Source organism: Actinomadura rubrobrunea NBRC 15275, from assembly GCF_001552235.1.
GTDB classification, from domain to species: domain Bacteria; phylum Actinomycetota; class Actinomycetes; order Streptosporangiales; family Streptosporangiaceae; genus Spirillospora; species Spirillospora viridilutea.
The window spans coordinates 1-23,897 of the sequence record NZ_BCQU01000052.1; the positions used below are offsets into that span (position 1 = coordinate 1).

The 23,897-nt window shown below is 72.2% G+C and carries 21 protein-coding genes; 7 read left to right on the forward strand and 14 right to left on the reverse strand.

Going from position 1 to position 23,897, the window contains the following annotated elements:
• Nucleotides 1-347 precede the first annotated feature (347 nt).
• Nucleotides 348-1,001: an O-methyltransferase gene (locus AR3_RS17190; protein ID WP_067915234.1), complete on the reverse strand. Its 654-nt coding sequence runs from the start codon at nucleotides 999-1,001 to the stop codon at nucleotides 348-350.
• A 57-nt stretch (nucleotides 1,002-1,058) separates the two neighbouring features.
• Between AR3_RS17190 and AR3_RS17195 the strand changes: the two genes are divergently transcribed.
• Nucleotides 1,059-1,661 carry a TetR/AcrR family transcriptional regulator gene (locus AR3_RS17195; RefSeq protein WP_067915235.1) on the forward strand — a complete coding sequence of 201 codons (603 nt, stop codon included), beginning with the start codon at nucleotides 1,059-1,061 and terminating at the stop codon, nucleotides 1,659-1,661.
• Nucleotides 1,662-1,672: 11 nt separating this feature from the next.
• Here AR3_RS17195 and AR3_RS17200 read toward each other — a convergent pair whose 3' ends face one another.
• Nucleotides 1,673-2,185 (reverse strand): hypothetical protein, encoded by a 513-nt coding sequence (locus AR3_RS17200; RefSeq protein WP_067915269.1) that lies wholly within the window; start codon nucleotides 2,183-2,185, stop codon nucleotides 1,673-1,675.
• 189 nt (nucleotides 2,186-2,374) lie between these two features.
• Here AR3_RS17200 and AR3_RS17205 point away from each other — a divergent pair, with 189 nt between their 5' ends.
• Complete coding sequence (locus tag AR3_RS17205; RefSeq protein ID WP_067915236.1) at nucleotides 2,375-2,746, forward strand: ClpX C4-type zinc finger protein; 372 nt, start codon at nucleotides 2,375-2,377, stop codon at nucleotides 2,744-2,746.
• Between the two features lie 82 nt (nucleotides 2,747-2,828).
• On the opposite strand, the gene AR3_RS17210 is transcribed toward AR3_RS17205, so the two are convergent.
• From AR3_RS17210 to AR3_RS17215, 3 genes are all read right to left on the reverse strand, one after another.
• Nucleotides 2,829-3,026, reverse strand: a complete 198-nt coding sequence (locus tag AR3_RS17210) for a DUF397 domain-containing protein (RefSeq protein ID WP_067915237.1) — start codon at nucleotides 3,024-3,026, stop codon at nucleotides 2,829-2,831.
• Nucleotides 3,027-3,050: 24 nt separating this feature from the next.
• Nucleotides 3,051-3,326, reverse strand: coding sequence for a DUF397 domain-containing protein (locus tag AR3_RS29795; RefSeq protein ID WP_083951623.1), 276 nt, complete (start codon nucleotides 3,324-3,326; stop codon nucleotides 3,051-3,053).
• Between the two features lie 115 nt (nucleotides 3,327-3,441).
• Complete coding sequence (locus AR3_RS17215) at nucleotides 3,442-4,035, reverse strand: DUF5753 domain-containing protein (RefSeq protein ID WP_106258303.1); 594 nt, start codon at nucleotides 4,033-4,035, stop codon at nucleotides 3,442-3,444.
• Between the two features lie 261 nt (nucleotides 4,036-4,296).
• On the opposite strand from AR3_RS17215, the gene AR3_RS17225 reads away from it, so the two are divergent.
• The 3 genes from AR3_RS17225 to AR3_RS17235 all read left to right on the forward strand — a co-directional run bounded on the left by AR3_RS17225 (nucleotide 4,297) and on the right by AR3_RS17235 (nucleotide 9,592).
• Nucleotides 4,297-5,571 (forward strand): DNRLRE domain-containing protein, encoded by a 1,275-nt coding sequence (locus AR3_RS17225; protein ID WP_146150189.1) that lies wholly within the window; start codon nucleotides 4,297-4,299, stop codon nucleotides 5,569-5,571.
• A gap of 673 nt (nucleotides 5,572-6,244) precedes the next feature.
• Nucleotides 6,245-8,761, forward strand: a complete 2,517-nt coding sequence (locus AR3_RS17230) for a DEAD/DEAH box helicase (RefSeq protein ID WP_067915270.1) — start codon at nucleotides 6,245-6,247, stop codon at nucleotides 8,759-8,761.
• 30 nt (nucleotides 8,762-8,791) lie between these two features.
• On the forward strand, nucleotides 8,792-9,592 hold the full coding sequence (locus AR3_RS17235) for a carbon-nitrogen hydrolase family protein (protein ID WP_067915241.1): 801 nt from the start codon (nucleotides 8,792-8,794) through the stop codon (nucleotides 9,590-9,592).
• A 15-nt stretch (nucleotides 9,593-9,607) separates the two neighbouring features.
• Here AR3_RS17235 and AR3_RS17240 read toward each other — a convergent pair whose 3' ends face one another.
• The 5 genes from AR3_RS17240 to AR3_RS17260 all read right to left on the reverse strand — a co-directional run bounded on the left by AR3_RS17240 (nucleotide 9,608) and on the right by AR3_RS17260 (nucleotide 13,966).
• The gene (locus AR3_RS17240; RefSeq protein WP_067915242.1) at nucleotides 9,608-10,657 is read right to left on the reverse strand and encodes an NAD-dependent epimerase/dehydratase family protein; all 1,050 of its coding nucleotides are present in this window, start codon (nucleotides 10,655-10,657) and stop codon (nucleotides 9,608-9,610) included.
• Nucleotides 10,658-10,741: 84 nt separating this feature from the next.
• Entirely contained in the window at nucleotides 10,742-11,299 is a 558-nt protein-coding gene (locus tag AR3_RS17245; protein WP_067915243.1) for a Clp protease N-terminal domain-containing protein, read from the reverse strand.
• Nucleotides 11,300-11,303: 4 nt separating this feature from the next.
• Nucleotides 11,304-11,537, reverse strand: a complete 234-nt coding sequence (locus tag AR3_RS17250) for a helix-turn-helix domain-containing protein (protein ID WP_067915244.1) — start codon at nucleotides 11,535-11,537, stop codon at nucleotides 11,304-11,306.
• Between the two features lie 69 nt (nucleotides 11,538-11,606).
• Nucleotides 11,607-12,626, reverse strand: coding sequence for a CNNM domain-containing protein (locus tag AR3_RS17255; protein ID WP_067915245.1), 1,020 nt, complete (start codon nucleotides 12,624-12,626; stop codon nucleotides 11,607-11,609).
• The gene (locus AR3_RS17260; protein ID WP_067915246.1) at nucleotides 12,623-13,966 is read right to left on the reverse strand and encodes a hemolysin family protein; all 1,344 of its coding nucleotides are present in this window, start codon (nucleotides 13,964-13,966) and stop codon (nucleotides 12,623-12,625) included. The genes AR3_RS17255 and AR3_RS17260 overlap by 4 nt, the downstream gene beginning before the upstream one ends.
• Before the next feature lie 235 nt (nucleotides 13,967-14,201).
• Between AR3_RS17260 and AR3_RS17265 the strand changes: the two genes are divergently transcribed.
• A complete protein-coding gene (locus tag AR3_RS17265) occupies nucleotides 14,202-15,206 on the forward strand; it encodes a hypothetical protein (protein ID WP_067915247.1) in 1,005 nt (334 codons plus the stop codon).
• Nucleotides 15,207-15,215: 9 nt separating this feature from the next.
• Here the strand turns inward: AR3_RS17265 and AR3_RS17270 are convergent, their stop codons facing one another.
• The 3 genes from AR3_RS17270 to AR3_RS17280 form a co-directional block, all read right to left on the reverse strand.
• A complete protein-coding gene (locus AR3_RS17270; protein WP_067915248.1) occupies nucleotides 15,216-16,418 on the reverse strand; it encodes a Cmx/CmrA family chloramphenicol efflux MFS transporter in 1,203 nt (400 codons plus the stop codon).
• Nucleotides 16,419-16,513: 95 nt separating this feature from the next.
• Nucleotides 16,514-17,086: a TetR/AcrR family transcriptional regulator gene (locus AR3_RS17275; RefSeq protein WP_067915249.1), complete on the reverse strand. Its 573-nt coding sequence runs from the start codon at nucleotides 17,084-17,086 to the stop codon at nucleotides 16,514-16,516.
• Nucleotides 17,087-17,127: 41 nt separating this feature from the next.
• A complete protein-coding gene (locus AR3_RS17280) occupies nucleotides 17,128-18,501 on the reverse strand; it encodes an FAD-binding oxidoreductase (protein ID WP_067915250.1) in 1,374 nt (457 codons plus the stop codon).
• Nucleotides 18,502-18,751: 250 nt separating this feature from the next.
• Between AR3_RS17280 and ileS the strand changes: the two genes are divergently transcribed.
• The gene (gene ileS / locus AR3_RS17285) at nucleotides 18,752-21,865 is read left to right on the forward strand and encodes an isoleucine--tRNA ligase (protein WP_067915251.1); all 3,114 of its coding nucleotides are present in this window, start codon (nucleotides 18,752-18,754) and stop codon (nucleotides 21,863-21,865) included.
• A 235-nt stretch (nucleotides 21,866-22,100) separates the two neighbouring features.
• On the opposite strand, the gene AR3_RS17290 is transcribed toward ileS, so the two are convergent.
• Nucleotides 22,101-23,561 (reverse strand): aldehyde dehydrogenase family protein, encoded by a 1,461-nt coding sequence (locus tag AR3_RS17290; protein ID WP_067915252.1) that lies wholly within the window; start codon nucleotides 23,559-23,561, stop codon nucleotides 22,101-22,103.
• Nucleotides 23,562-23,897: the final 336 nt, after the last annotated feature.

Genomic DNA, 23,897 nt, shown 5'->3' on the forward strand with positions numbered 1-23,897 from the left:
ACCTCTCTGTCGCGTCCTGGACGATCTCCCACCGTCCGACCGTCCGGTACGCCGAGTCGTAGATGTCGCACCCGTCACCGGGCTGCAGGGCGTAGTGCTTCAGGTTCCCGCCCCAGTACCGCAGGATGCGCCCCAGCTCCTCGGCGGCCTTCCCGTCGAAAGCGGTCTCGCCCATATCGACTTCGAGAACGAATTTCACCGGCACCCCTTTTCTGCGTTTTCGTGCACTTCAATCGTCTCATTGAAGTGCTGGTTGGGACTTTCGGTGGCATTCCCCCTGATCGTCGGGGGTTCATCCCCTCGAAAACCTCAACTCGGGGTGCAAGCGGCGGTGTCATCGGAACCGGTCAAAGACGGCAGCTGATCTCCATGCCGTCCTCCACGGGGAACGTCGCACTGTGGTACCCGTTGGCGGGGTCGCGGACGTACTCCAGATAGGGCGCCACGTCGGGCATGGTGACGTCGTCGCCGACGACGAGGGTGCCGGGCGCCAGGCGCGGCTCCAGCACCCGCAGCACCGGCAGATACAGCTCCTTCCAGCCGTCGAGAAGGACGAACCCGGCGGGTTCGTCGAGGGCCGCCAGGGTCTCCAGCGCGTCCCCCTCCAAGAGAGTGATCACGTCGTCCAGGCCGGTCTCGGCGAAGGTGCGGCGCGCCGCGGCCGCCTTGTCCGGGCTGAGCTCCGTGGTCACGACGCGTCCGGTGCCGTTGTCGCGCACCGCGGCGGCCAGGAACAGGGTGGAGATGCCGAACGACGTGCCGAACTCCACCACGGTGCTCGGTCGGACGGCGCGCACCAGGCTGTAGAGGAGCCTGCCTCCCGCCTCCGAGACGGGCATGTAGACGTCCGAGGCGGCGTCGGCGCGTTCGTGCGCGGTCATCGCGGCGAAGGCGTCGAGATCGGCTGCGGCCAGGGCCTCCTTGTCGCGGTCGGCGGCCGCGAACATCCGGTCGAGAGCGTGCGCGACCCGCGGGTCGGCGAGCGTGTTGGCGTACGTCATGCGCGTCAGAGTAGACGCAACGTTGCGTCTAGTCTAGCCGGGTCTATCCTGCGGCACATGACAGGCGCAGCGCACACCGCCCGGCGGCACCACGGCAACCGGCACGGCCGCAGCGAGGAGGCCCGCCGGGCCGTCCTCGAGGCCGCCGACGACCTGCTCGTCGAGAAGGGGTTCGCGGGGGTCACGATCGAGGGCATCGCCGCGCGCGCCGGCGTCGCCAAGCAGACCGTCTACCGCTGGTGGAAGACCAAGACCGACATCCTGGTGGAGGCGTTCCTGCAGGACCTCGCCGAGGACCTGACGCCGCCCGACCACGGCGACCTCGCCCGCGACCTGCGCGCCTACCTGCGCTGGCTGTCCTTCTTCCTCGGGCGCACCGACGCGGGCGCCGTGTTCCGCGCGCTGATCGCCCAGGCCCAGCACGACCCGGCGTTCGCCGCCGACTTCCGCGCCCGCTGCCTCGACCGCCAGCGCGCCCTGGACCGCCTGCCGCTGGAACGCGCGGCACGGCGCGGCGAACTGCCCCCCGACCTGGACGTGGCCGCCGAGACCGAACGGCTCGTCGGGCCCGTCTACTACCGCGTCCTGGTCACCGGCGAACCGGTGGACGACGACTTCATCGACGGACTCGTCGACGCCTTCCTCGCCGGCCTGCGCTGACCCCGAGACGCTCAGCCGACGCTGACGACGTCCTGGAGCAGGCCCCACACGAAGTGGGCCACGTACGACTCCCGGTCGGACGTCGTGAACGTCACGTGCCAGCGGCTCGGCGCCTCGCCCGGATGATGCTGCACGACGTCGAAGCACCGCTCCAGGTCGCCGACGACACAGCTCCACGGCCGGAGATCCGCGACGTCCTTCACCTCAGGTGCCGTCGCCTCGTCGTCCCTGACCAGCCACTCATGCAGCACCGCCCCGTTCGGGCCGACCAGGATCTCGAACCGCAGATCCGGCCACAGCGAGAACGGCGGCCACCACGCCACCTCGCACTCGACGTCACCGATCCGACGTCGCCTCGTGTCGAGCGGCGGACCCAACACGGCCTCGTACCGGCCCCGCCCACGCGGAAACGTCCGCGACCGCACGATGCGCTGCCAGCGGGCGTTCACCTCCCGCATCTCGGTCCGTGAGGCCCCCAGTGACCGCATCGCCTCCGCGACCAGATCGGGCTGGTAGTCGGCCATCCGCCGAAGCAGAACAAGCTGGAACTCCCGCCGCGCGAACCCCTTCACACCCCCAGCCCTACCGCTCCGAGAACGCCGGCACCCCCATGCACGCTCGAATGCCCGCAGAACGCTTCCCGAGACGCAGCTTGTCAAGGAAACCTTGACGCTCCTATGATCATGTCAAGGCAACCCTGACAGGAGGGCGAAGTGAGAACGTTGAGCACGCCGTCCGAGGACCTCCGCTGTTCGTTCTGCAACAAGCCGCACACGGAGGTGGCCAAGCTGGTCGCCGGACCCGGCCTGAACATCTGCAACGAGTGCGTGGACCTGTCCGCGGCCATCATCGAGGAGTACCGCGACAAGCCGGTCGAGATCCGCCTGCCGATGTGGGAGTCGATGACGGACGAGCAGATGCTCGACCACATCCCACGCGTGTTGGCGGCGGCCGATCAGGTCGAAGCCAACCTGCGCTCCTGGGTCCAGGAGCTGCGCCGGCGAGGAGTGACCTGGGCGAGGATCGGAAAGGCCCTGGGCATCTCCCGCCAGGCGGCCTGGGAGCGTTTCTCAGGCGAGGAATAACCCGCGTCCCTCTAGCCGTCAACGCGCACAGCGCCCGAAGCAAGGCGCTGTGCCCCCACGCCGCCACAGGGACGGGCAAGTGTCAGGGGAGGCGGCCGAAGTCTCCGTCCTTGATGCGCTCGAGCAGAACGGCGAACTCTGCGCGGGAGACGGTGAGGTGTACCGCTGCCGGAGCTTTGGAGTCTCGCGGGCCGATGCCCTGCGACAGGCCCGCGACCTCGACGCATGCCTCGTCGTTGATCACGCCGCTGTGGGAGCTCTTGCGCCACCGCACACTCATGGAAGCATCTCCGTGCCGATCGAGCTAGCGTGGCTTGCTGATCGCTGGCTGTCTGCCGCGGCGCTCCTGTTGCGTGTCCAGTGCAGGGGGCAGACGTCCCTGTTCATGGAGTCGATCGAGCGTTCCGTTCTTGATCCTCTCAACGAGAGCTGCGAACTGCGTGCTGGATAGAGGCAGGTGTCCTGCTTCAGGGTTCTTAGAGTCTCGCAGACCGACTCCTTGTTGCAGCACGGCGACCTCGACGCATGCCTCGTCGTTGATCACGCCGCTGTGGGAGCTCTTGCGCCACCGCACACTCATGGATGCCTCTTCAAGTACTGATCAATAAGATTGCGAGAGCCGTCCTCTGCCAGGGCCTTCGCGCCGATACGGTGGAACGTATCCTCTATCTCTCTGACTTCGCTCGGCGCTTCGATCAAGCGGCCGCCCCCTGAGCGCCTGAGTACGCGACGTCGCGAGACTCCTGGCTGATGATCTGTATCGGGCCGTCCATCCCCTGGTACTCGCCTGCCTCGAAGGGCACGACGCGCAGGATGACGTCCCGGCGATCGGCCATCTCCCGCAGATGAGCGAGCTGCGCCCGCATGACGTCCCGCCCGCCGATGGGGCGCGCAAGGACAGCTTCGTCGATGAGAAACCAGAGGCTCGCGAGGTGGTCGTTGGTCAGGATGCATCGCTTGCGTTCGAGGCGTCCGGCATGAACTTTGTCGAGATCCTTGTGCTTGGTCGGCTGAACGAGCGCCCAGGTGTACTCGTCGGTCTGTAGTGGAAGCGGCAGAACCTGCCCGTGGTACCACCGGATGGAATTCGCCGGCCTCTCGTACTGGATGAACTGTCGAAGCCGCTCGAGGTCGCGGCCCATGCGGGCGTACCAGAGGATCGGCTCTAGCAGCCGTCCAGTACCGCAGGACCCGTCGATGATCCTCGCGTGGTCTTCTTGGAGACGGTGTCGCTCGGCTTCAATGTTCGAAACAGTCGAGCGGGCTGCGCACGAAATCGCGCCGGGCATCGCCCATTGCCTGACTCATAGCAATCGTTGCAGTAAATCCTGACATAGGCGCATGACATGGAATCAAGCGGTCACGCATCCGTATGACCGGGCACCAGGCGGGCGGCCAGGCGCCCTCGGAAAGGCCTCACGCGATCAGGATGACCGATCAGGATGAATTGTCCGCTTTTGGACGCCAAGGGCGGTCGCTGCCCTCCCGCGGAGCCGCTCAGGCGTCTTCTATCGCGTAAGCCCCGCTAAGCCACTCTTTGGGAGAAACGGATGAGGAGCAGGCGAAGCGTGGTGGGGGCCGCCCTGGCGTCACTGCTGGCGGTCACGGTCGCGGGGACGCCAGGGGCCAAGGCCGAGCAGGAACCGCCCCGGGTCCTGGAGCAGATCGTGGCGGTGAAGCGGACAGACTGGGCCACGGTCTCCAAGCGGTTCCCGAACACACCGTCGTGGAACCCCACCGGCGACGCCCCCGTGGGAAGAAGCGTCAGGGCGAGGACGACGTACCGTTCGTTCTTCCGCATGGACCTGCGGCCGCTGGCCGGAGCGACGGTCCAGGCCGCAATGCTGGAGCACCCGGTCGTCTCGGCGGTCTCCTGTGACACACCGGCGCCCGAAGTGTGGGCGACCGGCGACATCGACGCCGCCACGACATGGAAGCGGCAGCCGGCCTGGCTTAAGAACGCGGGACCGACGTCTGGCACCTGCTCGGGACACTGGCTCGAGGCCGACCTCGCCGAGATCGTGCGCGACGCGGTCGCGGCCGGGCAGACGCAACTCACCCTCGGCATCCGGGCCGCCGACGAGTCCGACCCGCGCAGCTACAAGACCCTCAGCAACACCCCGATCATCTCGGTGACCTACAACAAGGCGCCCGACAAGCCGACCGCGCTCAGCATGCTCTCGCACTTCAAGCCGTGCGGCCCGGACCGGATGTGGGTCTCGCAGACCGCTCCGCAGCTCAACGCGACGATCACCGACCCCGACCGGAACGAGACCGGCGGCGGGGACCTCGTGACGGGCCGCTTTGAGTGGTGGCGGCCCGGCGGGGAACGGATCGGCGGCGCGGAGTCCTGGACGGGCAGCTCCGGCGCGAACTTCTCCGTCACCGTCCCGGAGGGCCAGCTCAAGGACGGCGAAACCTACGCCTGGCGGGTCCAGGGGTACGACTACGTGACCACCGGGCCATGGTCGGACTGGTGCGAGTTCACCGTGGACGCGACCCGGCCGGACAGGGGGCCGACGGTGACCTCCGACGACTACCCGCCGACCGGCGAGCACGGCGGAATCGGGATCCCCGGCACGTTCACATTCACCGCCAACGGGGTGGATGACATCGTCGAGTTCCACTACGGGGATTCGCCGGATGTCCTGAGGCCGGTGCCCGCCGACCGGCCGGGCGGCTCGGCAACCGTCACCTACACCCCGGTCCGCGCCGGCTGGCAGAGCCTCTACGTGCGCGGCGTCGACCGGGCGGGCAACCCCAGCCCGATCGTGCAGTACGAGTTCACGGTCGCCTGGCCCGCCGCCGCGGGAACCCGAAAGTAACATCCTCGGCCACCGGGCCGGCCGCGCCTCCGGCCCGGTGGCCCTCGGGCCGGAGGTGAGCGATGCTCTTTTCCACCCGTCCGGCAGGTTGGAGACCAACCGTGCGGCGATCTCCTGGAGCCTCGCTTCGCCTTCCTCCTCTGTCAGCGCCATGGTCACTCCCCATCCGGCTTTCCGCGGAGATCTCCACGAGATGCCCTGAGCGGATCAGGTCGGCGATCGAGTCGACCAGGTAGTACCCGCGTCCGCCTTCAACAGGTTCCCCTCGCCTTTCCGTTCCGGGAGACGTTTCGCGTTCGACCGGAAATCCGGGGTAGACGAGCAACGGCCGCTGCACGCGGTACACCTTTCGGGTGTGCTGATGAGGTCCGCCCCAAAGTCCGCGCCTGGAGAACGGGGGTCCGGTGTGAACAGGAAGACGTCGTCCTGTCCTCCGTAGCCGTCCAGCACCGTCCCCTCAAGAAGCTCCTTCGGCATCAGGTCACGCTGCTCACACACTCGGTCACGTGCGTTCGACTTCGAGCGCCACCCGTTCCGACCGCCGACCGCCGGCCGCTGGTCGCCGGTGGTGAGGAGTTGATCGGGTGCCGCGTGCCGTTGGGCGGGGGTCGTTCGGTGGGCGACCTCGGATGATGGGGGATCGTGGCGCGGGCACCCTGTGGGCACGGGCAGGATGGAGGACGTGAGACTCATCGATCAGCTTCCTCCGAGTACCGACGTCGACCCCGATGCGCTGTTCGAGGCGTTCGGACGGTGGGTGTCCGGACGCGGGATCACCTTGTATCCCACGCAGGAGGAGGCGCTGATCGAGGTCGTGTCCGGCGCCAACGTGATCCTGGCGACGCCGACCGGGTCGGGCAAGAGCCTGGTGGCGGCGGGGGCGCTGTTCACGGCGCTGGCGCGCGACGAGGTCGGGTTCTACACCGCGCCGATCAAGGCGCTGGTGTCGGAGAAGTTCTTCGACCTGTGCGAGGTGTTCGGCCGGGAGAACGTCGGCATGATGACCGGCGACGCCAGCGTCAACGCCGACGCGCCGATCATCTGCTGCACCGCCGAGGTGCTGGCGAACATCGCGCTGCGCGACGGCGCCGACGCCGACATCGGCGTGGTCGTCATGGACGAGTTCCACTTCTACGCCGAGCCCGAGCGCGGCTGGGCGTGGCAGATCCCGCTGCTGGAGCTGCCGCAGGCCCAGTTCCTGCTGATGTCGGCGACGCTCGGCGACGTCTCCTTCTTCAAGGAGGACCTGACCCGGCGGACGGGGCGGCCGACCGCGGTGGTGTCGTCGGCCGAGCGGCCCGTCCCGCTGATCTACGACTACCGCACCACGCCGCTGCACGAGACGATCGAGGAGCTGCTGAGCGAGCAGAAGGCCCCGATCTACCTGGTGCACTTCACCCAGGCCGCGGCGATCGAGCGGGCGCAGGCGCTGATGAGCGTCAACGTGTGCTCCAAGCAGGAGAAGCAGCGGATCGCCGAGATGATCGGCGGGTTCCGGTTCACCACCAAGTTCGGCCGGAACCTGTCGCGGTTCGTGCGGCACGGCATCGGCGTGCACCACGCGGGGATGCTGCCCAAGTACCGGCGGCTGGTGGAGCGCCTGGCGCAGGCGGGCCTGCTCAAGGTGATCTGCGGGACCGACACTCTGGGCGTCGGGGTCAACGTGCCGATCCGCACGGTGGTGTTCACGGCGCTGAGCAAGTACGACGGGCACCGCGTGCGCCGGCTGCGGGCCCGCGAGTTCCACCAGATCGCCGGGCGGGCCGGACGGGCCGGGTTCGACACCGTCGGGTACGTGGTCGCGCAGGCCCCCGAGCACGTGGTGGAGAACGCCAAGGCCCTCGCCAAGGCGGGCGACGACCCCAAGAAGCGGCGCAAGGTGCAGCGCAAGAAGCCCCCGGAGGGCTTCGTCGGCTGGGACGAGGACACCTTCCGCAAGCTGCAGGCCGCCGAGCCGGAGAAGCTCAAGTCGCGGTTCCAGGTCAGCCACGCCATGCTGCTGTCGGTGATCGCCCGGCCGGGCAACGCCTTCCAGGCGATGAAGAAGCTGCTCACCGACAACCACGAGGACCGGGCGGCGCAGCGCCGCCACATCTCCCGGGCCATCGCGATCTACCGGTCGCTGCTGGAGGCCGGGGTGGTGGAGGTGCTGGACGAGCCCGACGAGCAGGGCCGCTACGCGCGCATCACCGTCGACCTGCAGGAGGACTTCGCGCTCAACCAGGCGCTGTCGACGTTCGCGCTGGCCGCGTTCGAGACCCTGGACCCGTCCTCGCCCACGTACGCGCTGGACGTGCTGTCGGTGATCGAGGCGACGCTGGACGACCCGCGGCAGATCCTGGCCGCGCAGGAGAACAAGGCGCGCGGCGAGGCCGTCGCCGAGATGAAGGCGGAGGGCATCGAGTACGAGGAGCGGATGGAGCTCCTCCAGGACGTCACCTACCCCAAGCCGCTGGAGGAGGAGCTGGAGGCGGCGTACGCGGCCTACCGGGCCGAGCACCCGTGGGTCGCCGACCATCCGCTCAGCCCCAAGTCGATCGTGCGGGACATGTACGAGCGGGCGATGACGTTCACCGAGTACATCGCCCACTACGAGCTCGCGCGGGCGGAGGGGCTGCTGCTGCGCTACCTGTCGAGCGCCTACAAGGCGCTGCAGCAGACCGTCCCCGAGTCGATCAAGACGGACGAGCTGATGGACCTCATCGCCTGGCTGGGCGAGCTGGTCCGCCAGGTCGACTCCAGCCTGCTGGACGAGTGGGAGCAGCTGGCCCATCCCGAGGAGGGGCCCGTCGAGGAGCCGATCGAGGAGAAGGTCGCCAAGGTCACCGCCAACGCGCGGGCGTTCCGGGTGCTGGTGCGCAACGCGATGTTCCGCCGGGTGGAACTGGCCGCGCTGGAGAAGTACGAGCAGCTGGGCGAGCTGGACCCGGACCTCGGCGCCGACGGCTGGGCCGAGGCGATGGAGGGCTACTGGGCCGAGCACGACGACCTGCTCACCGGCCCCGACGCGCGCGGCCCCAAGCTCCTGATGATCGAGGAGGTGCCGGAGGAGGGCCTGTGGCGGGTCCGGCAGGTCTTCGACGACCCGGAGGGGCACCACGACTGGGGTATCAGTGCCGAGGTGGATCTGAAAGCCTCGGACGAGGCGGGGGAGGCGGTCATCCGCGTCACCGGCGTCGACCGGCTCTGACCGCCGACCGGCTCCAAGGAGGGGATTCCCATGGTCCAGGTGGCCGTCGCGCAGTTCGCGCCCGGGCTCGACAAGGAGCAGAACCTGGCGGACCTGCGCAAGCTCGTCGAGGAGGCGGCGGCCCGGGGCGCCCGGGTCGTGGTGCTGCCGGAGTTCGCCATGTTCACCGCGCCGCGCATCGACGAACGGTTCGTGGCGTCCGCCGAGCCGTTGGACGGGCCGTTCGTCACCGCGCTCGGCGAGCTGGCCCGGCGGCACGGCGTGCACGTGGTCGCCGGGATGGGCGAACGCGTCGACGATCCCGACCGCATCTCCAACACGCTGGTGGCCGTCGATCCCGACGGCGGGATCGCCGCGACGTACCGCAAGATGCATTTGTACGACGCGTTCGGTTTCCGCGAGTCGGACGTGGTGCGGCCCGGTGAGATCGCCGAGCCGGAGACGTTCACCGTCGACGGTCTGCGGTTCGGGATGCAGACCTGCTACGACGTGCGGTTCCCCGAGGTGACGCGGCGGCTGGTGGACGCGGGCGTGGACGTGCTGGCCCTGCCCGCCGACTGGGTGCCCGGCCCGCTCAAGGAGGACCACTGGCGCACGCTGGTGCGCGCCCGCGCCATCGAGAACACGATCTACGTGGCGGCGGCCGACCAGCACGGGCCGACCGGCGCCGGCAACAGCATGATCGTCGACCCGATGGGCGTGGTCGTGGCGTCGCTCGGGGAGGGCACCGGGACGGCGGTCGCCCCGGTGTCGGCGCAGCGGATCGCCGAGGTCCGCGCGACGAACCCGGCGCTGCGGCTGCGCCGCTTCACCGTCGTCCCGCGCACCTGACCCTGCGCCCGCCGCCTACGGGCGGCGGCCGACGCCCGTGACCAGCTCGCGCAGGCGCATCGGCCCGCCGGCGCCGCCCGCCAGCGGGGGCGTGTCCAGGCCCGCGCCGCTGCGCAGCCCGTCGAGGAACTCCCGCAGCGTGTCCAGGGCGTTGCGGCGGGGCCTCCAGCCCAGCTCGGTGTGGGCCCGGGACACGTCCATGATCGGCAGGTGCAGGGCGAGGTCCAGCAGCTGCGGCGAGGCCGGGACCAGGCCGAGCTCCCACGCGACGGTCAGCGCGGCCCGCACGCCGCGCGCGGGCATCCGGACCTTGCGGGCGTGCAGCAGCTCCGCCAGCTCGTCCGGGCCGATCACCGGGTCGGCGGCCAGGTTGAACGGGCCGCGCACGTCCCGGGTGACCGCCAGCCGGTACGCCTCCCCGGCGTCGTCGGAGTGCAGCGCCTGGAACCGCAGCCCGGGGACGTCCGGGACCACCGGGATCAGTCCCGGACGCACCAGCGGGTTCGGCAGGAACGGCCCGGCGAACAGTCGGCGCTGCCCGGACGCCGACTCCCGTTTGAAGATGAACCCCGGCCGCATCCGGACCACCCGGCAGCCGGGGTGCTCGGCCTGGAAGGCGTCCAACTGCCGCTCCACGTACGCCTTCTCCCGGCCGTAGGCGGCGCCGGGCCAGCTGTGCGTGGGCCAGGACTCGTCCACCGGGCGGTCCTTGGGGCCGGGGGAGTAGGCGCCGACGGACGAGGCGTACACCAGGGCGGGCACCCCCGCGTCCGCCACCGCCTGGAACACGCGGGCGCTGCCCACCACGTTGACGCGCCAGGTGATCGACGGGGCCCGGGTGGGCTGGAACAGCCAGGCCAGGTGGACCACGGCGTCCGCGCCGCGGAACAGGCCGGCCAGGTCGGCGTCGGTGACGTCGGCCCGGACCCACTCGGTCTTGTCGATCTCCAGCTTGGGGCGGCGGCGGGCGAGGCCCAGGATCGAGGTGATCTGGTCGTCGGCGGCCAGCGCCTGCACGGTGCTGGTGCCGACGTTGCCGGTGGCCCCTACGACGACGACCCGCATGATGCCCTCCTTCGCGAGGTCGGCTGCAGGTTCTCGCGCCGTACCCCGCGGCGCCCGGCCCATGCGTCCCCCGGCCGGGCCGGGTCAGGCGGCCTCGCCGGTGATCAGCCGCGTCACCTCGGCGCGCACGGAGTCCACGGCCACGCCGGAGGCCTCCAGGATCCGCACGGCGGGGCAGTCCTTGTCGTGCAGCACGCCCAGGAGCAGGTGGCCGGCCTCGATGCGGTTGTGCCGGAGCCTGATCGCGTGCCGCAGGGCCAGCTCCAGGGACTTCTTGGCGCCCTTGCTGAACGGCACGTGCCACCGCCTGCCGCGGCGCCACCGGCCGGGCGGGGCGTCCAGGGCGCCCTCGCCGAACGTCTCCTCCGTCGCCCTGCGCACCGCGTCCAGGTCGATGCCGATGGAGCGCAGCGCCTCGGGGTCGAGGGGGTCGTCGTCGGCCCCGGCGCGGGCGAGCCGGGCCCGCAGCTCGTGGACCTGCACGCCGTGCCCGCGCAGCGCCCGGCCCGCCGGGCCGTCGTCCTGGGCGAGGGCGAGCAGCAGGTGCTCGGGGCCGATGTGCCGGTGGCCCAGCTCCCGCACCGCCTCCTCCTGGGCCAGCGTCACCGCCGCCCGGGCGTCCTTGGTGAAACGTTCGAACATCGCCTCATCGCTCCTTCTTCAGGATCCGCCGGCCGCCGCCGTACTTCTTGTGGACCGCCTGGCGGCTCACCCCCAGGCACACCGCGATCTCCTGCCAGGACCAGCCGCGTTCGCGGGCGTTGGCCACCTGCAGCGCCTCCAGCCGTTCGGCCAGCTCGCGCAGCGCGCGCACGGCCCGCAGCCCGACGGCCGGGTCCTGGCTGCCCGCCTCTTTGGCGAGCGTCACTCCGTCGTCCATGCTGTCAATCTAGGTTGACAAGCGGAGAAGTGTCAACCCTTGTTGACATGCGTTCGGGCGGGCCGCGGGTCAGGCCGGAGCGAGCAGCGTGGTCAGCAGATCGTCCAGTTTGATCAGCCCGGCGGGACGGCCGTCCGCCGCCAGCACCAGGCCGAGCCGGCTGTGGTGGGCGCGCAGCGTCGCCACCGCCCCGGCCACCGGCGTGCCGATCGGCATCGCCGGCACCGGATGGGCCATGTCGCGCGCCGTGGTCCGGGCGCCCCGGGCGAGCGCCACGTACGCGTCCCGGACGTGCACCATCCGCGCGGGCCGCCCAGGCGCGATCCCGCGCACCATGAGGCGGATGAGACCGTGCCGGGCGGCGGTGTCCACGATCTCCCGCGGGGTGGCGGTCGGCGGCACCGCCACGATGTCGCCGATCGGGACCACCAGGTTCGCCAGCGGGGCGCGCGGCGCGTCCAGGGCGGCGGTGAGCAGCCGCACGTCCGTCTCCCCGATCAGCCCCAGCCGCCGCGACTCCATCACCAGGCTGCGCAGCTGCTCGGGCGTGCGCGACACGCTCGTCGTGTCCCGCGGCGGCACGCCCACCAGCCGCAGCAGCAGGTTGGTGGCGGCGTTCAGCGCCGCCAGCGCCGGGCGGGTGACCGCCGAGAACGCCCGGAACGGCGGCGCCAGCAGCATCGCCGACCGCTCCGGATGCGTGATCACCCACGACTTGGGCGCCATCTCGCCCAGCACCATGTGCAGGAACGTCACCAGGCCCAGCGCGAGCACGAACGCCACGGCGTGCGCCGCCGCGCTCGGCAGCCCGGCCGCGTGCGCGAGCGGCACGAGCCTGTCCGCGATCACCGGTTCGGACACCAGGCCCAGCCCCAGCGAGCACATGGTGACGCCCAGCTGAGCCCCCGCCAGCATCAGCGACAGCTCGCGGATCGCCGCCACCGCCGACCGGGCCGCCCGGCTGCCGCGCGCCGCGGCCCGCTCCAGCCGCGGCCGCCTGGCCGCCACCAGCGCGAACTCCGAGGCGACGAAGAACCCGTTGCCCGCCAGCAGCGCCGCCGTCACCGCCAGGCCCGTCGGCAGGTTCACTCCACGCTCCTCTCCCGGCCCTCGCGCGCCGCCGGGACCGCGCGGATGCGGATCGTCTCGGGGACGTGCCGGCGCACCGTCACCACCTCCACCACGGCGCGGCGCGGCGGCTCGTCCAGGCGGGACGGCGGCAGGTCCACGGTGACCACGTCGCCGGGCTCGGCGACCCGGCCGAGCCGTTGCAGCAGCAGCCCGGCGACCGTCTCGTAGTCGCCCTCGGGCAGCGCGATCCCGGTCTCGTGCGCCACCTCGTCCACCCGCAGCCCCGCGTCGGTGACCCACCACCGGCCGCGCCGCCGCGCCGGGACGACGCCCGCGTCCAGCTCGTCGGCGATCTCCCCGACCAGCTCCTCGGCCACGTCCTCCCAGGCGATCAGCCCGGCGAACCCGCCGTACTCGTCGATCACGCAGGCCACGGCGGTCCCCGCGGCCTGCAGCCGCCGCACCACGTCCGGCAGCGGCAGGCTGGTCGGCAGCATCGGCGCGGGCCGCGCCACCTCCCCCACGGGGGTGCGCGCGCGGGGGTCCAGCCGCACCAGCTCCTCCAGGCCCACCACGCCCAGCACGTCGTCGACGCTGTCGCCGACCACCGGATAGCGGCTGTGCCCGGCGGAGGCGATCACCTCGGCCATGTCGGCGACCGGCGTGCCCGCCGGGACGGTCACCACGTCCACCCGCGGCACCATCGCCTCCTCGGCGGTGCGGTCGGAGAACGCCAGCGCCCGTTCCAGCAGCTCGGCGTGCTCGCGCTCCAGCTGCTCGCCGGACTCGCCGATGATGTGGCCGAGCTCCTCCAGCGTGGCGCCGTGGTGCAGCTCCTGCACCGGCTCGACGCCGACCGCGCGCAGCAGCCGCTCGGCCGCGCCGTCGAAGAACCGGATCAGCGGCGCCGCCGCCGTCAGGTAGACCAGCGTGGACGGGGCCAGCGCGCGGGCCAGCGGCTCGGCCTTGGCCAGCGCCAGGTTCTTCGGGAACAGCTCGCCCAGCACCATCTGGACCACCGTGGCCAGCGCCAGGCCCGCGGCGACGGCGAACCCGCCGACCGCGCCCGCCGGGACGCCGGCCGCCGCCAGCGCCGGGGCGATCAGGTCGGCCAGCGCGGGCTTGGCGAGGAACCCCACCACCAGGGCGGTCACGGTGATGCCCAGCTGGGCGCCGGACAGCATGAACGACAGCCGCTCCATCACCCGCACGGCCCGGGCGGCGCGTCGGTCGCCCCCCGCCGCCAGCGCCTTCAGCGCGGGCCGGTCGGCGGTGACGAACACGAACTCCTGGGCGACGAAGTACCCGGTCGCGGCGGTCAGCACCACGACGGCCGTCAGCCCGAGCGCCAGGTCCACCGAGCCTCCCTCCCGTGCGGGGAACCTGGAGATTTTCCATATCCCCGCTCCGCCGTCCACCACTCGGGACGGCGCCGCCGCGGCGGACCGCCCGAGGAAGCGCGAGAAAGCGGGGAGGTGTGTTCGAGGGGCGCCACGGGGAAGGGCCTATTTGGCATTCTGGAGTGAGTTCCGCCATATGCGGGAGGAACGACAGGGCATCGGTTGCATGGTTCCCTGAGCGCCGGGAGTGCCCATGACCGACGACAACAGTCCCCGTCCCGTCTTCGATCCGGCGATCCCGACCGACGACCGGGCGCTGCTGGCCGCGGCGCCGGAACGGCTGACCCCGGCGAGCCTGCCCGCCCCGCCGCCGGCCCGGGCGAGCGCCGCCACGATCCTGGGCAGGGCGATCTGGATCCCGCTGTTCGCGTTCTTCTACGGCGTGCTGCCCGGAGGCTGGCTGCGGGTGCTCTTCCTGACCTCCCTGGACGACGACGACCTGTCGGGCGGGGCGTCCCGGTGGGGCCGCACCGCGGTGGCCGCCATGATGATCACCCCGGCCGTGCAGATCGTCCTGATCCTGCTCGGCCGCGGCGAGCTGGCCGCGCTGCTGGCGGCCGGCAGCTTCGTCGCCTGGACGGTCGGCGCGCTGCGGCACCTGCGGGAGCCCGCCTCCTCCCGGGCCGCCCGCGAGCACCACGGCCGCTACCTGCTGCCCGCCGACTTCGACCGGCCCGCGGCCCGGCTGCTGGTCCGGGCCCAGCGGGCGATCGACACCGTGCTGGCGTCCCGGGCGCACGGCGCCGGGCTCCTCGACGACGTCAACAACGCGGTGGTGCTGCCGCGCCAGGAGTGGGCGATCGCGTGCGCGCTGGCCGAGCACACCCGGCTGCGCCGCGACCGCCGCGCCCAGCGGCCCGAGCTGCTGACCGCGCCCGTCCGCGAGCTGCTGGAGCCGCAGCGCCGCGCCCTGGAGCTGTCGGTGCGGGCGATCACCGAACGGGTCGAGGCGCTGGAGGAGTACGCCCGCCGGGCCCGCTCCGCCGACGACGCCTACCACGAATGGCAGGTGCTGCGGCGGCTGCCCGAGCAGAACGCCCGCTACCAGGACCTGCTGGCCCGCACCGTCGGCCACGACCTGGCCCGCGACGAGATCAGGCGGCTGGCCGACGACGCCCGCCGCGCCGAGAACGCCCTGCGCGACAGCATCCGCTCCGCCCTGCGCACGGGCCGCTTCCTCACCGAGATCCCGGCCTGACCGGCGCCGTCACCCCGCCGTCCGCGGCGCCGGCTCGGCCGCGGCGGCCGCGTCCGCCGTCGCGGGACGGCGGTCCAGGACGGCGCCGAGCGCGACCGTGCCGAGCGCGGCCAGGCCCAGCCCGGCGCCGATCCACCCGACCGCCGGATACCCGGCGCCCGCGTCGATCGCCAGGCCGCCCAGCCACGGCCCCGCGGTGATCCCGACGTTGAACGCCGACACGTTGGCGGCCGTGGCCAGCGTCGGCGCCGCTCCGGCGAGCGCGAACACCCGGGTGTTCAGCGCCGGGGCGCAGGCGAAGCCGAACGCGCCCAGCAGGAAGACCAGCGGCACGGCCAGGGCGGGCGTGCCCAGCGACAGGGCCAGGGCCGCGGAGACGGCGACGGTCGCCGAGATGCCCGCGTACAGCGTGCCGAAGGGGTGCGCGTCGGACGTGCGGCCGCCGATCGTGATGCCGACGAGCGACCCGACCCCGTACAGCACGAGCACGGCCGGCACCCACCGTTCGGCCAGCCCGGTCGTGTCGGTGAGCATCGCGCCCAAGTAGCCGAACGTCACCAGCAGCGCCCCCGTGGACAGGGCCGTCGTGCCGTAGGCGAGCCACAGGCGAGGGGCGGCCATGACGCGCAGCTCGTCGCGAACCCGGGGCGCGGCGGCCGGGTCGGGGCGACCGCCGGGCACCGTCGCGATGACACCGGCCATGGCGAGCGCCGACAGCGCGGCCACCGCCCAGAACGCCGCCCGCCAGCCCAGGGACTGCCCGATGAGCGTGCCGCCGGGCAGCCCGACGATGGTGGCGACCGTCAGCCCGCCCGCGACGACGCTCATCGCCCTGCCGCGCGCGTCCTCGGCCACCAGGCCCAGCGCGGTGACCGACGCGACCGCCCAGAACCCGGCGTACACGAACGCGCCGACCGCGCGGGTCGCCAGCAGCAGCCCGTAGCCGGGCGCCAGCGCGCCCGCCACGTGGGTGAGCGCGAAGACCGCCAGGAAGGCCAGCAGGGCGGCGCGGCGCGACCGGCGCAGGGTCAGCACGGCCAGCACGGGCGCGCCGACCAGCATCCCGGCGGCGAACGCCGAGATCAGCAGCCCGGCCCGCGGGACGGACACGCCGAGGTCGGCCGCCATGCCGGGCAGCAGCCCGGCGATCATCAGCTCCGAGGTGCCCTGGGCGAAGATCGCCAGGCCCAGGACGTAGACGGCGGCGGGCATGGTGCCCCCTCTCGTTTTGAGATGAACAGTCCAAAACTGGCGCGAAAAAAGAGGCGGCTCGGCGGGCCGGGCGGCAGCTCAGCCGAACGCGGGCGTCACAGCGCGTCCAACGCGGTGCGGGCGATCGCCTCGAGGGCGCCGCGGTCGGCGCCGCCGCGCTGGGCCACCCGCATCCCGCCGAGCACGGCGATGACGAAATGGGCCAGGTCGTCGGGGTCCTTGTCCGGATCGATCTCGCCGGTGCGCCGCCCCTGGTCGAGCACCGCGCGCAGCGCCGCGAACCGCCGCTCGTAGTTGCGCCGCAGCCACGCCGCGGTCTCGGGGTCGCGCTGCCCGAGCTCGACGGTCGCGTTGACCACCAGGCAGCCCGCCGGGTCGTCCGGATCCGACTCGACCACGTGCCGCATCAGCGCCCGCACCTTCTCCCGGACGGGCAGGTCGCCGTCCAGGACCTCCATCATCGCCGCGTCCTTGGCCTCGGCGTAGCGGCGCAGGGCGCGGGTGAACAGGTCGCGCTTGCTGCGGAAGGTGTTGTAGATGCTGCTGCGGCCCAGGCCCGTCGCCGCGCACAGGTCCTGGGTGGACGTCGCCTCGTACCCGGCGGTCCAGAACGCGCGCATCGCCGCGTCCACCGCCCGGTCCTCGTCGAACCGCCTCGGTCGCGCCATGCCCGCACGCTAACAGGTTTTGGAACGACCGATGCAAAACCTCAGCGGAACACCTTGCCCGGATTGAAGATCCCGGCCGGGTCGAACGCCTCCTTGACGGCCCGGTGCAGGGCCAGCACCGCCGGACCGGCCTCGTCGGCCAGCCCCCGCATCTTCAGCAGCCCCACCCCGTGCTCGCCGGTGACGGTCCCGCCCAGGGCCAGCGCCTCGTCGATGATCCGGTCGAACGCCCGCTCCGCCCGCGCCCGCGCCGCCTCGTCCCCCGGCGGGACGATCATCAGCGGGTGCAGGTTGCCGTCCCCGGCGTGCGCGACGTTGGCGATCCGGATCTCCTCCTCGGCGCCGATCCGCTCGATCCGGGCCAGCATCTCCGGCACCAGCATGCGCGGCACGCACACGTCCTCGGTCAGCACCGGGCCGAGCCGCTCCAGCGCCGGGTAGACCAGGCGCCGCGCCGCGAACAGCGCGTCGGCCTCCTCCGGGTCGGTGGACCGCGCGCTCCACGCGGCGCCCGCCGACGCGAAGCACGCCTCGATCGTCGCGGCCTCCTCGTCCCCGGCCGCGCCCGGCGCGTCGCACCGCGCCAGCAGCAGCACGTCGCCGCTGTCGCTCAGCCCCATCTGCTTCCAGTCGTCCACGGCGCGCAGGCAGTACCGGTCGACCAGCTCGAGCGCGCTCGGCACCACGCCGGACGACGTCACGGCGGCGACGGCCCGTCCCGCGTCGGTCAGCGCGTCGAAGCAGCCCACGACGGTGCGCTCGGCGGCCCGCGCGCCGCGCAGCCGCACCGTCACCTCGGTGATCACTCCGAGCGTGCCCTCCGACCCGACCAGCAGCCCCGCCAGGTCGTACCCGGCCACGCCCTTGGCGGTGCGGCGGCCCACCCGCACCACCTCGCCGCGTCCCACGACCGCCTCCAGGGCGAGCACGTAGTCGCGGGTGACGCCGTACTTCACGCAGCACACGCCGCCGGCGTTGGTGGCGACGTTGCCGCCGATCGTCGACCACGGGGAACTGGCCGGGTCCGGCGGGTACCACAGGCCGTGCTCGGCGCACGCCGCGCGCAGATCGTCGTTCACCACGCCCGGCTGCACCACGGCCAGCCGCTCGTCGGCGTCGATCCGCAGGATCCGGTCCATCGCCTCGAACGAGATCACCACGCCGCCCGCGACGGCGTTCGCGCCGCCCGACAGCCCGGTGCCCGCCCCGCGCGCCACGACCGGCGCGCCGCGCTCGGCGCAGCACGCCACCACCGCCGCCACCTCGGCGGTCTCCCGCGGCCGCACCACCGCGGCGGGCGGCTCGTAGGGGGCCCAGGCCGCCTGGTCGTGCGCGTAGGACGCCAGGACGTCGGGGTCGGCGACGACCCGGCCGGCGGGGAGGGCCCGTTCCAGCGCGGCAGCGATCTCGGTCATACCGGCACAGTATTCGCTCCGATCGGCGAGCCGGGCGTTTCCTTCGCGGCGGGTCGTCCCCCCGCAGACGGGCACGGAGCCTCGCTATCATGAGGTGATCGGCCGAGGTCCGGACGGTGACCCGGCCGGCGACGGGGCGCCGGGAGCGCGGCCCCCGCCAATCCCCAGGAAGACCGGCTGAGGGCCGGTCCTTTTCGTGCCCGCGCGCCCCCTCGGCGGGGCGGGCGATTCCGTGAGGAGGGTGACGTCCATGTATCCCAGGGACGGCCGAGGGAACGCGGTCGAGGGGAGCCCGTCCTTTCCCCAGGTCGAGCGCGAGATTCTCGACCTCTGGGCCGAGGGCGACACCTTCCGCCGCTCGGTGGAGGCGCGTCCGGCCGGGCGGCGGGGCTCCAACGAGTACGTGTTCTACGACGGGCCGCCGTTCGCCAACGGGCTGCCGCACTACGGCCACCTGCTGACCGGGTACATCAAGGACGTCGTCCCGCGGTACCGCACGATGCTCGGCCGCCGCGTGGAGCGCCGCTTCGGCTGGGACTGCCACGGCCTGCCCGCCGAGGTCGAGGCGGAGAAGCAGCTCGGCATCACGACCAAGACCGAGATCCTCGACATGGGCGTCAAGCGGTTCAACGACGCCTGCCGCGAATCGGTCCTGCGGTACGTGGAGGAGTGGCGGCGGTACGTGACCCGCCAGGCCCGCTGGGTCGACTTCGACAACGACTACAAGACGCTCGACCTGGACTTCATGGAGAGCGTCATGTGGGCGTTCAAGACCCTCTACGACAAGGGCCTGATCTACGAGGGCTTCCAGGTCCTGGCGTACTGCTGGCGCTGCGAGACCCCGCTGTCCAACGCCGAGACCGGCCTGGACGACTCCTACCGGGAGCGCGTCGACCCGTCCGTCACGGTCGGCTTCGAACTGGAGTCCGGCGAGACCCTGCTGGTGTGGACGACCACCCCGTGGACGCTGCCCAGCAACCTCGCCGTCGCCGTCGCCCCCGACGTCGACTACGTCGTCGTCGCCCACGAGGGCAAGGAGTACGTCATCGCCGAGGCCCTCCTCGACCGCTACCGCAAGGAGCTCGCCCCCGAAGGCGCCGAGCCCGCCGTCGCGCGGCGGCTGCGCGGCGCCGACCTCGTCGGCCGCCGGTACCGGCCGCCCTTCGACTTCCTCGCCGGCACCGAGAACGCGTTCCAGGTGCTCGCCGGCGACTTCGTCACCACCGACAACGGCACCGGGATCGTCCACATGGCGCCCGCCTTCGGCGAGGACGACCAGCGGGCCTGCGACGCCGCGGGCATCCCGACCGTCGTCACCGTCGACGACGCCGCCCGCTTCACCTCCCAGGTGCCCGACTACGCCGGGCAGCAGGTCTTCGAGGCCAACAAGCAGATCATCCGCGACCTGCGGGAGCGGGGCGCGCTGCTGCGGCACGAGTCGTACGCCCACTCCTACCCGCACTGCTGGCGCTGCGACACCCCGCTGATCTACAAGGCCATGTCCAGCTGGTTCGTGGCCGTCAGCAAGTTCCGCGACCGGATGGTCGAGCTCAACGACGAGATCCACTGGGTGCCCGGGCACGTCAAGAAGGGCGCGTTCGGCAAGTGGCTGGAGAACGCCAAGGACTGGTCGATCAGCCGCAACCGGTTCTGGGGCTCGCCGATCCCGGTGTGGAAGTCCGACGACCCCAACTACCCGCGCGTCGACGTGTACGGGTCGCTGGACGAGATCGAGCGCGACTTCGGCGTCCGCCCCGCCGACCTGCACCGCCCCACCGTCGACGAGCTGGTGCGGCCCAACCCCGACGACCCGACCGGCAAGTCGATGATGCGGCGCGTCCCGGCCGTGCTCGACTGCTGGTTCGAGTCGGGCTCTATGCCGTTCGCGCAGGTGCACTACCCGTTCGAGAACGGCGACTGGTTCGACGACCACTACCCGGGCGACTTCATCGTCGAGTACCAGGGCCAGACCCGCGCCTGGTTCTACTACCTGCACGTGCTCGCCACGGCCCTGTTCGACCGGCCCGCGTTCCGCACCTGCCTGGCGCACGGCATCCTCCTCGGCGAGGACGGCCGGAAGATGTCCAAGAAGCTGCGGAACTACCCGGACGTCTACGAGATGTTCGACCGGTACGGCGCCGACGCCATGCGGTGGTTCCTGCTCAGCTCGCCGGTGGTGTCGGGCGGGGACATGCCGGTGACCGAGGCGGGCATCCGCGACGCCGTCCGCCAGGTGATCAAGCCGATGTGGAACGCCTGGCACTTCTTCGCCCTGTACGCCAACGCCACCCCGTACGAGGCGAAGTTCCGCACCGACTCCCCGCACGTGCTGGACAGGTACATTCTCGTCAAGACCGGGCGGCTGGTGCGGGACGTGCAGGCCGCCCTGGACGGCTACGCGCTCGGCGCCGCCTGCCAGCACATCCGCCAGTTCCTCGACACGCTGACCAACTGGTACGTGCGCCGCTCCCGCGCCCGGTTCTGGGACGGCGACGCCGACGCCTTCGACACCCTCTACACGGTGCTGGAGACGCTGTTCCGGGTCGCCGCGCCGCTGCTGCCGCTGATCACCGAGAAGGCGTGGCGCGGCCTGACCGGCGGCGAGTCGGTGCACCTCACCGACTGGCCGGACGCGGCCGCCTTCCCGTCCGACGACGCGCTCGCCGACGGCATGGACCGCGCCCGCGAGGTGTGCTCGGCCGCGCTGTCGCTGCGCAAGGCCGCCGACGTGCGGGTCCGGCTGCCGCTGCGCACCCTCACCGTCGCCGCGGCCGACGCCGACACGCTCCGCCCGTACCTGGACCTGGTCGCCGACGAGGTGAACGTCAAGCGCGTCGAGCTCAGCGACGACGCCGCCGAGCACGCCGAACGCGTGCTCACCGTGCTGCCCCGCGTGCTCGGCCCGCGCCTCGGCAAGGACACCCAGAAGGTCATCCGCGCCGTCAAGAGCGGCGACTGGGAGGAGCGCGACGGCCGGATCGTCGCCGGCGGCGTCGAGCTGGAGGAGGGCGAGTACGAGACCCGCCTGGTGCCGCGCGACTCCGGCCAGGCCGCGCTGATCGGCGACGGCGTCGTCGTCCTCGACACCGAGATCACGCCGGAGCTGCGCGTGGAGGGGCTCGCCCGCGACCTGGTGCGCGTCATCCAGACCGCCCGGCGCGAGCTCGGCCTGCACATCTCCGACCGGATCACCGTCGCCGTCGACGGGTCGTCCGAGGTGGCCGCCGCCGTGGAGGCGCACGCGGCGTTCATCGCGGGCGAGACCCTCGCCGAGGACCTCCGCTTCGGCGAGACCGGCCCCGACGCCTACAAGGGCGAGGTCGGCGACGGCGACCCGGTCACCGTCTCCGTCCGCCGCGTCTGATCCGCTTCGCCGCCCGGCCCGCCGCCACGGCGGGCCGGGCACGCTTCCGCGGGCCGGACGCCCGCGTCGTCCAGCACGCCACCGCAGGAGCCGACCCGTTCGGCGGGCTGCGCCATAACCTCGAACCGAGGCGGGCGCGACACAGAGCTCCTCTGCAGCGCCCGTCCGCGGCCGACCGCGATCAGTCGCCGCACCACCTGAAACCGGAACGTCACAGGCGGTCCGCCGTACGTCGTCAGAACGGATAGTGCGCGTGCTGGGTGGCGACGGTGAGCCAGCGGGTGTTGGAGAACGCCTCGATGCCCCAGCGCCCGCCGAACCTTCCGTACCCGGACGCCTTGAACCCGCCGAACGGGGCCTGCGGCTCGTCGGCCACCGACTGGTCGTTGACGTGCACGATGCCGGTGCGCAGACGCCGCGCCACCTTCAGCCCGTGCGTGGCGTTCTCGGTGATGATCCCGGCGGTGAGGCCGTTGTCGGTGTCGTCGGCCTTCGCCACGGCCTCGTCGTCGGTGGCGAACGTGTCGATGACGCAGACCGGGCCGAACGACTCGGCGTAGTACAGCTCGGCGTCCTTGGGCACGTCCGTCAGCACCGTCGCCGGGTGCACCGCGCCGTCCGGCTCACCGCCGCCGACCAGCACGCGGGCGCCCCGAGAGACCGCGTCCGCGACCAGGGCCGCCACGCGGCGCGCCGCGTCCGCCGAGATCAGCGGGCCGATCACGGTGGCCGGGTCGGACGGGGCGCCGGTCGGCAGCCCCGCCGCCTTCGCGGTGAACTTCGCGGTGAACTCCTCGGCCAGCGACGCGTGCACCAGCACCCGGTCGCCGGACATGCAGATCTGCCCGGCGTTCATGAACACGCCGAACACGGCGGCGTCGACCGCGTAGTCCACGTCGGCGTCGTCCAGCACGATGATGGCGTTCTTGCCGCCCAGCTCCAGCAGCGCGGGCTTGAGGTGGCGGGCCGCCGTCTGGCCGACGATCCGGCCCACCTCCGTCGAGCCGGTGAAGTTGACCGCGCGCACCCGCGGGTCGGCGATGAGCGCGTCGGCGACCGAGGCGGCGTCGGCCGGGTCGTTGCTGACCACGTTGAGCGCCCCGTCCGGCAGCCCGGCGTCGCGCAGCACGTCGGCGACGAAGTACCCGCAGGCCAGCGGGGCGTTCTCGCTGGGTTTGAGCACCACGGCGTTGCCGGCCGCCAGCGCCGCCGCCACCGCCCGCACGCCCAGGATGATCGGGGCGTTCCAGGGGGAGAACGCGGCGACCACGCCGACCGGTTCGCGCACCGCCAGCCCGAGCGCGCCCTCCTCCTGCGCCGCCAGCACCTCGCCGCGCGGCGCGGTGATCGCGGCGGCGGCCTCGCGCAGCATGTCGGCGGCCAGGGCCACGTTGAAGTACGCCCACGGGCGGGTGCCGCCGACCTCGCCGGCCATCAGCGCGGCGGCCTGCTCGCGGCGCTCCTCCAGCAGGTCGGCGGCCTTCAGGAAGATCGCCCGGCGGGCGAAGGGGGCGACGTCGGCCCAGCCCTCGAAGGCCGCCTGCGCGGCGTCCACCGCGAGCGCCACGTCCTCGGGACCCCCGGCGGCGACCGTCGCGAACGTCTCGCCGGTGTAGGGATCGAGGTCCGCCGTCGTACGGCCCGACCGCGCGGGGGCGTCCTTGCCTGCGATCAGCAGCTGTCGGGTGGTGGTCATCCTGCCAGCCTTGTGGTCTACGCCACAGTCGTGCAGGATCATCTTCCGCTGAGTGGAAGGCCAGATCGTGACGCGGCGGGCCGACCGGGAAGGCTCCCGCCGCACGGGGCACGGCGGGAGCCTTCAGGAACACGTACGCATCAACGGCCCTCCGCAGCTCGACCCAGCTGATCGCGCGCTTCACGCGGGGGACCCGCAGCCCTTGTCGAACCGTTGCTGCAACGAAGCGACCCGCTGCCGGCAGCCCGCCCGCCGTGATGCCTCTGATTTCGTGGCGGACCGTCGTTGACGACGAAGTGCACAACACGCCAACAGGGGCGTCGCGAGGTTATCCAC